Raw genomic sequence first — 13,873 nt, forward strand, 5'->3', positions numbered from 1 at the left:
AAAAAATACCCGGAGAGCACTATATTGAATTACAATCTATACCATATTAAACCACAATGCTTTGGAAATTTCAGAAAATAACCTAAAAACCCTGATCCATAAAATTACCCTTTTAAAGGAAGAAATTCAGAAGGTGATCGTCGGACAAGACCTCATCATCGAGGAAATGCTGGTTGCTTTACTGGCCGGCGGCCATTGTCTGCTGGAAGGTGTACCCGGACTGGCGAAAACATTAATGGTACGCACCATGTCTCAGGCCCTGGACCTTTCCTTTAGAAGAATTCAGTTTACACCGGATTTAATGCCTACTGATATTGTGGGCACAGAAATATTGGAAGAAGATCATGTCAGCGGAAAAAGATTTTTTAAATTTAATAAAGGTCCTTTGTTTGCTAATATTGTTTTGGCAGATGAAATCAACCGTACCCCTCCGAAAACGCAATCTGCTTTATTGGAAGCCATGCAGGAGTTTGAAGTTACCTATGCTGGACAGACTTACCCATTAGATCGACCTTTTTTTATCCTCGCTACACAAAATCCTATTGAACAGGCAGGGACTTATCCATTACCTGAGGCACAATTGGATCGTTTTCTATTGTACATTAAAATTGGTTACCCTACTGCAGCAGAAGAAACGAGAATTCTGAGTAGTACGACTGGATCTGTTAAAAATAAGGTGCAATCTGTGATTGGTGCAGCAGAAATCCAGCAATTGCAATCGCTGACCAGAGAAGTGAGCATCAGTGAAGACCTGATTGCTTATGTGGCCGAGCTGATCAGGGCAACCCGTCCGGATACGAGTACTGTTGCTTATGTAAAGGAATGGGTGCGATGGGGGGCGGGACCAAGAGCCGGACAAGCACTCATTCTGACCGCAAAAGCAAGGGCTTTGATCCATGGCCGATATGCGGTGGTGATGGAGGATTTGCATACGATGGCCTTTCCGGTATTGAGACACCGTATACTGATGAATTTTAAAGCTGATGCAGAACAGGTGTCGGCAGACATGGTCGCTGAAGAACTACTGAAAGCCATTTCAAGACCGAAAATTAACATTTAATGAGCAAATTGCTGGATCCGAAGGTGATGATGGCCATTAAGGAGCTGTCATTGTCTGCGAAAATGACGATAGATGGTTTTATGAGTGGTATTCATAAAAGCACAGTGAAGGGCCCCGGACTGGAGTTTAGCCAGTATCGGAGTTACCAGCCTGGAGACGATTTACGGTCTCTGGACTGGAAAATGTTTGCCCGCTCAGACCGCTATTATATCCGGGAATCAGAGGTGGAAACCAACATTAGCATCCGTCTTTTGATTGATGCCAGTGCCTCCATGAACCACCAGGATGCAGGATTTTTTAAAATAGATTACGCACGTTACCTGGCTGCTTCACTGGCTTACCTGGGTAATTTGCAGGGTGATGCCATTGGATTGTACGTATTTAAAGATGCCGGGATCTTTTCTATGGTAGCCAAGCAGGATTTTCAGCACCTCGCCAGGTTGTTTTATCAATTGGAACAACTGAAGCCAGAGGGTACCTTTACGAAGCCTGTAAACTATAAAGAACTCTATGCCGGCGCTCAAAAACGGGAATTGCTCATCTTTATCACAGATCTGTATCAGCTGAATCAGGAAATATTTGATTTGCTGGATACGTTGAACACCCTGAAACATGAAATTCTGGTTTTTCATCTGATGTCTCCAAATGAAATGACCCTGGATTTTAAAGGATACAGCACTTTTGAAGATCTGGAAACGGGTAAAACTGTTCAGATTGATCAGGAATCAGCACGTACCAGCTATCAGGCAAATTTGAAGCAATACCTGGAGCAGCTAAGGGCCAGGATGCTGGATCGCAGGATTTCGTACCGGATGCTCCAGACAGACCAGCCACTCGATCAGGCATTGAGAGACTTTTTGAACCAAAGAAACAAATTAAAGATATAAAGATATCATTGTGCATTTACTTTATCCCATAGGTCTAATCGCATTAGCAGGAATGTTGATTCCGCTGATCATCCACTTGTGGAAATTAAAACAGGGGAAGACCCTTCGTATTGGAAGTATTGCGCTTTTGGGTACAAGCTCTCCGTTTACTTCCAGAAGTTACCAGATCACCGATTGGTTACTTTTGTTTTTAAGGATGCTGCTGATTGCTTTACTGGCCTTCCTGATAGCAGCACCTTATCTGAAAAATGGGAATGTAGAGCAGAGGCAAAAAGGTTGGATCTTATTTAAAAAGGAAAAACTTCCTGAGGTATACCAGGCACACAAAAAAAGTATTGATTCCTTGATTCTTGCAGGCTATGTACTGCATGATTTCGGATTGAAATTTCAAAGGATCAATCTGAAAGATACGCTAAATCCTGTCATAAAGGATTCCTTAAATGGGAAAGGTCAGGCAAAGGACGTGTTAAGTTATTATGCTTTATTGCGGCAATTGAATACACAAATTCCTCCGGGTTTTCCGGTTCAGCTTTATGCAGACCGTAGATTGAAACACCTGCAAGGCGCAATGCCTGTTTTAGATTACAGGTTAAGCTGGAAGGCAACTGCAGAAACCGACAGTCTGAGTACCTGGACGAACAACTTTGCGCATAAAACCTTCGAGGCGAATTCGAGTCCGGAGATCACCAGTTTTAAAAGACTGGATGAGGCTCAGGATGATTCCAGGATCAGGGTGTTGGTTTATGCAGCCAGATATTCAGATGATCTAAATTACCTCAAAGCAGCAATACGGGCGATTGCTGAAGAAAGCAAACGAAATGTAGATATAGAGGTGTTTAATGGTCAGATTAGTAGTGACTTAAAATTTGATGTTGCCTTTTGGATGTCTGCTGAACCCATGCCTTCAGATTTCTTATCCGGCATCATCGCCGGCGGGCGTTTATTTAGTTATGCTGGAAATAAAGCAGCTGGCATTAATTCCTGGCTGGTGTTGGAACCTGCAGGAAAGGGAAATATGGAACCCATTGCCGTTTATCAGCGGAGGATGGCCGATGGCTATCCTGGAGCTGTGCTATGGACTGATGGATTTGGAATGCCTTTATTGACCCTGGCAAAAGAAAAAAATATTGATCATTATCGTTTTTATACGCGCATCCATCCATCGTCTACAGACCTGGTTTGGAAGGGTCAATTTGTAGCATTAATGATGCCTATACTATTGGGTAATGAGGTGCATTCCACTGGTTTTGGTTTTGAAAACAATCCTGCGGATCAGCGAAAGACGGATGTCATTTTTGCGCAGTCCTCAGAAGATAAAACGGCAACAGGATCTTCAGCCCTGTTCCAAAATAAAACACCAATTCAGAACGACACTCCAATCCAAAAAGTATTCTGGGTACTGGCCATCGTCGTTTTTACCATGGAGCGAATCCTTACTTTCCGTCATAAAAATAAAGAAAATCATGGTTAAGCAGGAGGGCAGACATCGCATCGCAAAGATTCAGAAACAATGGATGTTGTGGCTGATGCTCCAGCATCTGGCCTTAAGTCTGGGACTCGCCCTGATTTTTGCTGCCTTAGCCATTTATTTATTTGATTGGCCGGCCTGGGTGTTTCCCATATTTTTTCTAGTCCTCTTTTCTTTCCTGAGTATATTGAAACCTTTTTGGAAATTAAGGGATTTGCAGATATGCAGATATTTGAATGAGAAGTATCCGGAACTGGAAGAGAGTGCCGCATTGTTGTTGAAACCAATAGAAGCATGTAGCCCCCTGGAAGGCCTGCAGCAACATAAAATTAACGAGGTCATCATTCATATGCCTGCTCCGGAATTGCCCTTTCATCAGCTAAAATGGGCGGGTTTGGTCTTGTTCGCCGGCATAGTGATGAGTTTTGGGATTTCATTTTTAAAGCCATTAGCGGATTTGCAGGCTCCAGTGCCAAAAGAGAATATCCGAATTGCAAAAGAAAAAGTACTGCCAGAGATCGCTTCTTTTTCATTGCTGATCAAAGCACCTGCCTACACAGGTGTTCCAGAGCGAAAACAATCGCAATTTGCCATTCGTGCAGAAGAGGGGGCCTTGTTGAAATGGAATATCCGAACGACCATACCAGTGAAAGTCATGAAACTAATTTTTAATGATCAGGAACTGGCCGTTTTAAAGCCACAGGATAAAGAAGGAAAAGTATGGACGTATTTCAGAACCATCAGAAAGCCTGGATTCTACCAGGTAGAACTTGATGGTAAAAAATCGGAACTTTACCTGATGTCAGTGATTCCTGACCTTCCTGCTCTGATCAGAATTAGTCATCCTAAACCGCATACCAACATTGATTACGGACAGGCGCAACAAGTTCGTTTAAACTTAACAATAAGCGATGATTATGGATTGAGGTCGGCTCATATCGCGGCGACGATGGCTAGTGGTAAAGGAGAAGGAGTAAGTTTCACAGAAAGAAAGCTGGACTTCAAAGAGGCTGTTGATCAGCTGAAATCTGTTTCATTGAGCAAGTTGATCGACCTTAAAGCTTTGGGTATGAAGCCGGGTGATGAACTTTATTTCTACGTAAAAGCTTTTGATAACCATGGACAGATGAGCCGGTCTGATGTTTATTTCGTATCCATTGTAGATACTGCAGAACTGATGAGCATGGCCGGGATGACCAATGGCGTAAATCTGGTTCCGGAGTATTTTAGGAGTCAGCGGCAAATTATTATAGATACGGAAAAACTCCTGGCTGAAAAGGCGACACTCACAGAGGATGCTTTTAAAAACAGGAGCAATGACCTGGGAATGGACCAAAAACTGTTGCGACTTCGCTATGGTAAATTCCTGGGTGAAGAGTCTGAAACGGAGATCGGCGCTGATCATGATCATAAAGAAGGCGATCAACACGATCATGATGAGCATGAAGTACCCGAAAAAAAATTCGGGGATGTACAGGCGATCATGGACAGTTATGCGCATAAACATGATATTGCAGAAGATGCGACATTCTTTGAGCCTGAGCTAAAAGCACAGTTGAAGGCAGTGCTGACCGAAATGTGGAAGTCCGAATTGCAATTGAGAACTTATAAAACGCGTGATGCATTGCCTTTCGAGTACAAGGCTTTGCGATTACTTAAGGACCTTCAGCAAAAATCGAGGGCTTATGTGGCCAAGACGACCGTAAAAGTAAGTCAGCTGAAGGAAGATAAACGACTATCCGGAGAACTGGATAAAATAGGAACTCCAGTACAGAATAACAGTTTTGAGCCACAGGAAAAGCAACAAAAGGTTTTAAAAGAGATGCTTGGACTGTTAGAAAACAGAAAAGCTGGTATGGGAGAAATGACGGCTAAGCGGGTAAATAAAATGGAAGGTTTAGCGCATGAAGAGCGCCAGTTGATGCAGGAAACTGAGCAATATATGATCCTTAGTGCTTCAGATCATCCTGAACTGTTTTTACCAGCCCTGGCTGTAAGTCGTAAACTAATGTCTGGCAACAATAGTTCCACAAAAGACATCGCCTTGTTGCAAAAAGCAATATTGAAAATGTTAGGGGCAGTAAACGTGATTCCGCAATTGCCAAACTCAGCCCCGGCATCTACATTGGCTGAGAAGTATTTTAATCAGCTTAAAAAAGGAGTACAATAGAATGGATTTTAAATACCTGGCAATTGGAATTTGCGTAGCATTGGGCGTTTTTCTCCTGATCAATGAGGCAAGCAGAAAGCGAAAAGCACATCTGCCATGGAGATTGGCTGCGAGCACGATGGTGCTGGTATGTTTTTATTTTTTGTTGTATCCACCGGTTTACAACACTAAAACTGCTGGAGGAACTCAGGAGTTTAATTTATTGACTAAAGGTGCAAATCTGGATCATGATTTAAAAGGAATCTCTTATTCCCTGGATGAACAGGTATTGAAGTCCCCTAAGAAATCAGCGCTTCGCTTTATTGCAGATCTTGAATATTTTCTGAAATCAAATCCTGCTCTGCAAGTAGTTCATATTTATGGCAATGGATTGGATCATTCGCAATTGGAATTGTTAAAAGGGAAGCAGCTTAGCTTTCATCCTGGATCCCTGGAGGAAGGATTGACGGCATTGAACTGGAATCCGCAGTTAAAAGCAACTGAAAAATTGACCTTGCAGGGAAGCTACCAGAATAATGGAACTGAAAAACTAAAATTTTTATTGGAAGGACTGGGGACAAACCTGGATTCCGTGACGATTGCGGGGCAGGGATCGCAATCTTTTACTTTAAATGCCCGTCCACAACAAGCTGGTAAGGCAGTTTTTCGTTTGATCGCACTAAAAGGGAGGGATACCTTGTTTACGGAGCCTATTCCTATAGAAATCAAAACTTCAGCTCCTGTTAAAGTGTTAATGCTGGCTTCCAATCCCGATTTTGAGTATAAATTTTTGAAGAACTGGTTATTTGAAAAGCAATATCCGCTGGTTTTCAGAACCCGCATTAGTAAAGACAAGTATAGCACTGACTTCCTGAATACGGATCTGAAAGAGATCAATACCCTTACCGGGGCATTATTAAAGAAAATGGACTTATTGATTCTGGATGAGGAAGAGTTGATGCAGTTGTCGGGCGCAGAGTTGGCCAATGTTAAACGAGCTGTGAATGAAGGCTTAGGTCTGTTTATCAGAATCGATCAGGTTAAACCTGATTTCCATAGGGGTCTGGGGATTGAACCTGGTCGCTATGAAGTAGCATCAGAGAAACATAAAGGCTTAAATGGCATTTTAACGAAACAACAGGCGAAGCTAAGTACTTTGCCGATAGCGCAGACATTGTTTTTAAAATCCGGTAATAACGATCAAATTCTATTTCAGGAATCATCGGGAAAAGATCTGGTGAGCACCAGTATGTACGGTATGGGCAGGCAGACGCTTTCTGCGCTGTCTGCAACTTATCAATGGGTACTCAATGGTTCGGATAATGATTATGCAGATTTCTGGGCAGAGATGCTGAACAGAACAGGAAGAGCCAGCGAAGTAACTCAAACCTGGTCAATGAGCCCTGCATTACCTCAAACAGGAGAAAGCGTAAATGTATCTATTGATTTAGCCAATGGAGGAGCTGTTCCCAAGTTTAGGATGGAAAATCTGGTGATGAGTCCTTTGCAGAACAGGGAAATCCCAACACAATGGCAATTGAATAGCTGGGCAACAAAACCAGGCTGGAATACACTTAGTTTTGGGGATGCCCAGGATTCATTTTATGTGTATGGGGAGGCCGACTGGCAACAATTGAAGGATCATCAAAAACGTCTCGCTACCAGTCAGTTTGTTCAGGATCACCCTATTTCTGCCGCTGTCCAGAAATCTTCTGTTTTATTGGAAGAAAAGCTTTCATTGTGGTGGTTTCTACTTCCTCTTTTGATTTCTGTCAGTTTTTTATGGTATGAAACTAAAATGTTATAATATATCTTGAATTTTCCTTTCTTAATTTAGTTAAATTGGAAATATTATTAACCTAACTAACTGAACCACTTGAAAAGAAAAGACTTTCTCTACCTATCCGGACTCGGAATGGGAGCCTTGCTGCTTCCTGACCTTTCCGCTTTCGGAAATCCAATAGATCCCTTGCAAGCATTAGAGGGCCTGGATGTAAAAATAAAAAAAGAGCTTGCCGATGTTGCCTTAAATGCGGCAAAATCTAAAGGCGCCAGTTATGCGGACATCCGGATTGGCCGTTACCTCAATCAATTTGTAGCGACCAGAGAGAAAAGGGTACAAGGTGTAGCCAATACCGAATCTTATGGAATTGGGGTACGTGTGCTTGTCAATGGTTGCTGGGGATTCGCTGCAACCAATAATGTGAGCAAGGAGGCGGTTGCAAAAGCTGCTGAACAGGCAGTGGCTGTGGCTAAAGCAAATGCAAAGATTCAGGGCGAACCGGTACAGCTGGCAGCACAGAAAGGTTTTGGTGAGGTAAGCTGGAAAACCCCTATAGAAATCAATGCCTTTGAAGTTCCTGTTAAGGATAAAGTTGACCTGCTGCTGAATGTAAATGACATCGCGATGCAGAATGGCGCCAGCTATGTCAATTCGGTTATTTTTGCAGTCAACGAACAGAAATACTTTGCTTCAACCGATGGTTCTTACATCGATCAGGACATCCACCGCATTTATCCTTCCTTTAATGTGACCAGGATTGATCGCGAATCTGGAAAGTTCCAGACCAGGACTGCTTTAAGTTCTCCGATGGGGATGGGCTATGAGTATATGAATGCCCGCCCGCAGGATAAAGTCTCCGGGGTGGTTACCCGTTACAAAGACCGGTATGATATGCTGGAGGATGTAAAATCGGCAGCACTCAACGCCGCCGAAAAGGTGAAAGCAAAATCTGTAGAGCCTGGAAAATATGATTTGGTACTAGATCCTTCACATTTATGGTTAACGATTCATGAATCCGTAGGCCATCCAACAGAATTGGATCGTGTACTAGGTTACGAAGCAAATTACGCAGGAACCAGCTTCCTGACCCTGGATAAATGGAAGTCTAAAAACTTTAAGTTTGGCAGCGATCGCGTAAATGTGGTGGCCGATAAAACACAGCCAGGTTCTCTTGGTGCGGTTGGTTACGACGATGAAGGGGTGAAATGTAAGAAATGGGACATCATAAAAGATGGAGTTCTGGTTAATTATCAGGCCATTCGTGATCAGGCGCACATCATCGGTTTGGATGAATCACAAGGTTGCTGCTATGCTCAGGGATGGGATGATGTACAGTTTCAGCGCATGCCGAATATCTCTTTACAAGCTGGAAAAGAGAAATTAAGTGTTGATGATATGATCAAAAACGTAGAAAAGGGGATCTATATCATTGGAAATGGCTCTTTCTCTATTGACCAGCAGCGTTATAATTTCCAGTTCGGCGGACAAACTTTTTACGAGATCAAAAACGGAAAGATTGCAGGCATGCTGAATGATGTAGCCTACCAATCCAATACACAGGAGTTTTGGAATTCCTGTTCTGCCATTTGCGACCAAAGTGATTACCGCCTGGGTGGTTCATTTAACGATGGTAAAGGACAACCTTCTCAAAGCAGCGCAGTTTCCCATGGTAGCGCAACCACAAGATTTAACGGAGTTAATGTGATTAATACAGCAAGAAAGATTTAATTATGGCCATATTAAGTAAAGAAGAAGCCCAGGCAATACTAAAAAAGGTACTCAGCTATTCCACAGCAGATTCCTGTGAATTAAGTTTAAACGGTTCTGATGGTGGAAATATCCGCTATGCAAGAAATGCAGTGTCTACAGCCGGACAAATCAATGTAATGAACCTGGCCGTAAGTTCCACTTTCGGTAAGAAAACAGGAGTGGCTACCATCAATGAGTTTGATGATGCTTCCTTAAAGAAAGTAGTAAAAAGAGCAGAAGAACTGGCGATGCTGGCACCGGAAAACCCTGAATTTATGCCATTGTTAGGGCCACAGGATTTCCCGGAATCGGCTACTTATAATGCAAAAACAGCTGCGATTACTCCCGACACCAGGGCTGAAATGGTGGCAAAGAGTCTTCAGGTCTCAAAAGCGGCTAATCTGGAGGCTGCAGGCTTTTTAGAGAACGCCACACGATTCAATGCCATTATGAACTCAAAGGGACTTTTCGCTTATAACAAAGGGACCGATGTTTCTTTTTCTGTAACGCTGAGAAATCAGGCAGGAACAGGCTCTGGTTATATCGAGCAGGGTTTCAACGACCTGGATAAAATGGATACTTTAACATTGAGTAAAATTGCAGCAGCTAAAGCCACAGGCTCTGCAGGTGCAAAAGCCATTGAACCAGGTAAATACACCGTGATTCTGGAGCCATTGGCGGCCAGTGATATGCTGGGAAATATGTTCAGAGGTTTTGACGCAAGAAGTGCAGATGAGGGCCGAAGTTTTATGAGTAAAAAAGGCGGTGGAACCCGATTAGGAGAACAGCTGTTCTCGGAAAACGTGAACATTTATTCCGACCCAATGAACCCGGAAATTCCTTCTGCTACCTGGAGCGGGGATGGTTTGCCTGTGAAAAGAACACAATGGGTAGAAAACGGTGTGGTGAAGAATCTTTCCTATTCCAGGTATTGGGCAGGTCAAAAAGGGGTAGAACCAGTGCCTTTTAGTCGAAGTATGGTGCTGGAAGGCGGTACACAATCTCTGGAAGACCTGATTAAGAGTACAGAAAAGGGAATATTGGTGACCAGGTTCTGGTACATCAGGTCTGTAGATCCTCAGACTTTATTGTTAACAGGGCTTACCAGGGATGGTACTTTCTATATTGAAAATGGAGAGATTAAATTCCCGGTAAAGAACTTCAGGTTCAATGAAAGTCCGGTGATCATGTTAAACAATGTGGAAGCCTTAGGAAAACCGGTAAGAACTGGAAGTGGAATGATCCCAGCGATGAAAATCAGGGACTTTACATTTACCTCTTTATCGGATGCAGTTTAAAATTTTAAAAATGAGGAGGTAAATTCAAAAAGCATTGGAATTTAGCTCCTCATGTTTTTGTTTATGGGCTAGGCGAAGCGCTTAAAGATTGAATACTTAAATAAGGATATAAAGACGATATACATTGAGAAGAAGAGATTTTCTATATATGACTGGACTTGGCCTGGGAGCCTCGATGGTTTCCAGTATGCCGGTTTTTGGCCGGGAGATTACTGTAGAGGAGGCTTTAACTCCCGTTGATGTGGCTTTGAAGAAAAGGATGTCTGATGTGGCACTCAATGCGGCGAGGGCAAAAGGAGCAACTTATGCGGATGTCCGCATTGGCCGGTATTTAAACCAGGTGATTGCAACCAGGGAAAAACAGGTGCAGAATATTGCCAATTCCGAGTCTTACGGGATGGGAGTTAGGGTGATTGCCCATGGCAGCTGGGGTTTTGCCGCAACCAATAATCTGGATAATGATAGCATTGCTAAAGCGGCAGAAATGGCAGTAGCCATAGCCAAAGGAAATGCGAAGTTGCTAACGGAACCTGTGCAGTTGGCACCTCAGAAAGGTTTCGGTGAGGTGAGTTGGAAAACTCCGGTGGAAATCAATGCATTTGAAGTTTCGATTCCGGATAAAGTAGAGTTGTTGCTCAACGTAAATAATGAGGCTTTAAAGGCTGGAGCCAGGTATGTAAATTCAAACCTTTTTATGGTGAATGAGCAAAAGTATTTTGCTTCAACGGATGGTTCTTATATCGATCAGGACATCCATAGGATCTGGCCAACCTTTACTGTAACCAGAATTGATCCGGCAGGAGGAAAATTTGAAACCAGAAATGCACTTTCTGCACCGATGGGTATGGGATTTGAATATTTAAGTCCTAAAGATTCAGAGCAGATCAAAGGCGGACCGGTTACGATGTATAAAAAGCGTTACGATATGCTGGAAGATGTACAGGAGGCTACAGTTCATGTGGCAGAGAAGCTGAAGGCAAAACCTGTGGAGCCGGGTAAATACGACCTGGTTTTGGATCCTTCTCATTTATTTCTCACCATTCATGAATCCGTAGGGCATCCCACCGAACTGGATCGGGTATTGGGTTATGAGGCGAATTATGCAGGAACGAGTTTTTTGACTTTAGATAAATGGGAGAGTAAGCAATTCAATTTTGGAAGTAAACTGGTGAATGTCATTGCGGATAAAACAGAACCAGGTTCTTTAGCTGCTGTAGGATATGACGATGAGGGGGTGAAATGCGGCAACTGGGACATCATCAAAGACGGGATTCTTGTGAATTATCAGACCATCAGAGATCAGGCACATATTTTAGGCTTAAAAGCTTCACAGGCCTGCTGTTATGCGGATAGCTGGGATAGTATTCAGTTTCAGCGCATGCCGAATGTTTCTCTGGCAGCTGGAAAATCCCCGCTTACTGCAGCTGATATGGTGAAAAATGTTGAAAAGGGAATATATATGTTTGGCAGGAATTCCTATTCTATCGACCAGCAGCGCTATAATTTTCAATTCAGTGCACAGCTGGCCTATGAGATTAAGGATGGTAAGCTCGGAGGAATGCTGAAAGATGCTTCCTATCAATCCAATACACAGGAGTTCTGGAATTCTTGTACACAGTTATGTGACCAAACAGACTACCGCCTGGGCGGGACATTTGCGGATGGCAAAGGACAACCAGGGCAGGTAAGTGCCGTTTCGCATGGCAGTGCAACCAGCAGATTTGATGGCGTGAACGTGATCAATACCGGACGTAAGCTAGGATAATATTTTTTGTAACTTTTTCTGGGTAATCATCGTCTGACAATTACTAATTAACCTTAAACCACCTTACTTTGAAACGTAGAAATTTTATTTATTTAACAGGAGTTGGAGCGGCTGCGGCTATGCTTCCGGCGATTCCTGTATGGGGGAACGAAATTTCCCCGGAACGAGCCCTGGAATACATCGATCCTGCGGCAAAGAAGCTGCTTTCTGATGTGGCATTAAATGCTGCACGTGCTAAAGGGGCTACTTATACAGATGTTCGTGTAGGTCGATATCTGAACCAGTTTGTGGTCACCAGAGAGGATAAAGTACAAAATATTGTCAATACGGAATCCTATGGTGTAGGTATTCGTGTTTTGGCGAACGGATGCTGGGGTTTTGCCGCCACAGATCAAATGGACAAAGATAGCATTGCCAAAGCAGCGGAGCTGGCTGTAGCGATTGCAAAAGAAAACTCCAGGTTACAATCTGAACCGGTACAGCTGGCTCCTCAAAAGGGCTATGGTGAAGTGAGCTGGAAATCTCCAATCGAAAAGAATGCCTTTGAAGTACCTATTAAGGAAAAGGTAGATTTATTACTTTCTGTAAATGATGCTGCCATGAAAGGCGGTGCGGATTACATCAATTCGATCTTGTTTATGGTGAACGAGCAAAAGTACTTTGCTTCTTCGGAGGGTTCTTATATTGATCAGGATGTTCATCGCATCTGGCCTACTTTTTTTATCACCAAAATCAATAAGGAAACCGGTAAGTTTGAAACCAGGAATGCCTTAAGTGCGCCTACAGGTAAAGGATATGAGTATCTGGATGCCAGACCTCAGGATAAAATTAAAACTGCTTCAGGCACCTTGTATAAAGGTCGTTATGACATGCTGGAAGATGCGAAACAGGCCTCCACTCAGGTGGCTGAAAAACTCAAGGCAAAATCGGTAGAACCTGGTAAATACGATTTGGTACTCGATCCTTCTCACCTTTGGTTAACCATCCATGAATCTTCAGGTCACCCTACAGAACTGGATCGGGTACTGGGATACGAAGCAAATTTTGCAGGAACCAGCTTCCTCACCTTAGACAAATGGAAGAGTAAGAATTTTAAATATGGCAGTAAAGAAGTAAACATTACCGCCGATAAAACAGAACCAGGTTCATTAGGTGCAGTGGGTTATGACGATGAAGGTGTGAAATGTGGTAAATGGGACGTGATCAAAGATGGCGTTCTGGTGAATTATCAGGCCATCAGAGACCAGGCGCATAGTGTTGGTTTGGATCATTCTCAGGGATGTTGTTATGCCGACAACTGGAGTAGTGTGCAGTTTCAGCGCATGGCCAATATTTCCCTGCAGCCAGGTAAAAAGCCTTTGTCTATTGCTGACCAGATTAAAAATGTGGAGAAAGGGATTTATATCGTTGGGGATGGCTCGTTTTCTATTGACCAGCAGCGTTATAACTTCCAGTTTGGCGGACAATTGTATTATGAAATTAAAGCAGGTAAGATTGTCGGGATGCTGAAAGATGTCGCCTATCAGGCAAATACGCAGGAGTTTTGGAATTCTTGTGCAGCAATCTGCGATGAGAGCGATTACCGCTTAGGAGGTTCATTCTTTGATGGGAAGGGCCAGCCTATGCAGACGAGTGCAGTGTCTCATGGTTCTGCTACCGCACGTTTTAATGGAGTTAATGTGATCAATACAGCTAGAAAAATCGGATAGAAATC

The 13,873-nt window shown here is 43.2% G+C and carries 9 protein-coding genes; all 9 read left to right on the plus strand.

Annotation, left to right across the window (positions count from 1 at the left end; genetic code table 11):
* Positions 1-61 precede the first annotated feature (61 nt).
* The 9 genes from R2Q94_RS12295 (at position 62) to R2Q94_RS12335 (ending at position 13,868) form a co-directional block, all read left to right on the plus strand.
* Positions 62-1,060: a MoxR family ATPase gene (locus R2Q94_RS12295; protein ID WP_316821759.1), complete on the plus strand. Its 999-nt coding sequence runs from the start codon at positions 62-64 to the stop codon at positions 1,058-1,060.
* The gene (locus R2Q94_RS12300) at positions 1,060-1,947 is read left to right on the plus strand and encodes a DUF58 domain-containing protein (RefSeq protein ID WP_316821760.1); all 888 of its coding nucleotides are present in this window, start codon (positions 1,060-1,062) and stop codon (positions 1,945-1,947) included. Before R2Q94_RS12295 ends, R2Q94_RS12300 begins: the two co-directional genes overlap by 1 nt.
* A 10-nt stretch (positions 1,948-1,957) precedes the next feature.
* Positions 1,958-3,418 carry a BatA domain-containing protein gene (locus R2Q94_RS12305; RefSeq protein WP_316821761.1) on the plus strand — a complete coding sequence of 487 codons (1,461 nt, stop codon included), beginning with the start codon at positions 1,958-1,960 and terminating at the stop codon, positions 3,416-3,418.
* Positions 3,411-5,585, plus strand: a complete 2,175-nt coding sequence (locus R2Q94_RS12310) for a hypothetical protein (RefSeq protein ID WP_316821762.1) — start codon at positions 3,411-3,413, stop codon at positions 5,583-5,585. Before R2Q94_RS12305 ends, R2Q94_RS12310 begins: the two co-directional genes overlap by 8 nt.
* A gap of 1 nt (position 5,586) precedes the next feature.
* Positions 5,587-7,371: a hypothetical protein gene (locus R2Q94_RS12315; protein ID WP_316821763.1), complete on the plus strand. Its 1,785-nt coding sequence runs from the start codon at positions 5,587-5,589 to the stop codon at positions 7,369-7,371.
* 69 nt (positions 7,372-7,440) lie between these two features.
* Complete coding sequence (locus tag R2Q94_RS12320) at positions 7,441-9,075, plus strand: TldD/PmbA family protein (protein ID WP_316821764.1); 1,635 nt, start codon at positions 7,441-7,443, stop codon at positions 9,073-9,075.
* A gap of 2 nt (positions 9,076-9,077) precedes the next feature.
* Positions 9,078-10,394: a TldD/PmbA family protein gene (locus R2Q94_RS12325; protein WP_316821765.1), complete on the plus strand. Its 1,317-nt coding sequence runs from the start codon at positions 9,078-9,080 to the stop codon at positions 10,392-10,394.
* A 124-nt stretch (positions 10,395-10,518) separates the two neighbouring features.
* Positions 10,519-12,159, plus strand: a complete 1,641-nt coding sequence (locus R2Q94_RS12330) for a TldD/PmbA family protein (protein WP_316821766.1) — start codon at positions 10,519-10,521, stop codon at positions 12,157-12,159.
* Between the two features lie 68 nt (positions 12,160-12,227).
* Entirely contained in the window at positions 12,228-13,868 is a 1,641-nt protein-coding gene (locus R2Q94_RS12335; RefSeq protein ID WP_316821767.1) for a TldD/PmbA family protein, read from the plus strand.
* Positions 13,869-13,873: the final 5 nt, after the last annotated feature.

Origin of the sequence: Pedobacter gandavensis (assembly GCF_032678465.1) — a bacterium.
Lineage (GTDB): Bacteria > Bacteroidota > Bacteroidia > Sphingobacteriales > Sphingobacteriaceae > Pedobacter > Pedobacter gandavensis_B.

Excerpts from the sequence above, each read along its gene's own strand:
- R2Q94_RS12315 (WP_316821763.1), top strand. The coding sequence starts at position 5,587 with ATGGATTTTAAATACCTGGCAATTGGAATTTGCGTAGCATTGGGCGTT.
- R2Q94_RS12300 (WP_316821760.1), top strand. The coding sequence starts at position 1,060 with ATGAGCAAATTGCTGGATCCGAAGGTGATGATGGCCATTAAGGAGCTG.
- R2Q94_RS12325 (WP_316821765.1), top strand. The coding sequence starts at position 9,078 with ATGGCCATATTAAGTAAAGAAGAAGCCCAGGCAATACTAAAAAAGGTA.
- R2Q94_RS12310 (WP_316821762.1), top strand. The coding sequence starts at position 3,411 with ATGGTTAAGCAGGAGGGCAGACATCGCATCGCAAAGATTCAGAAACAA.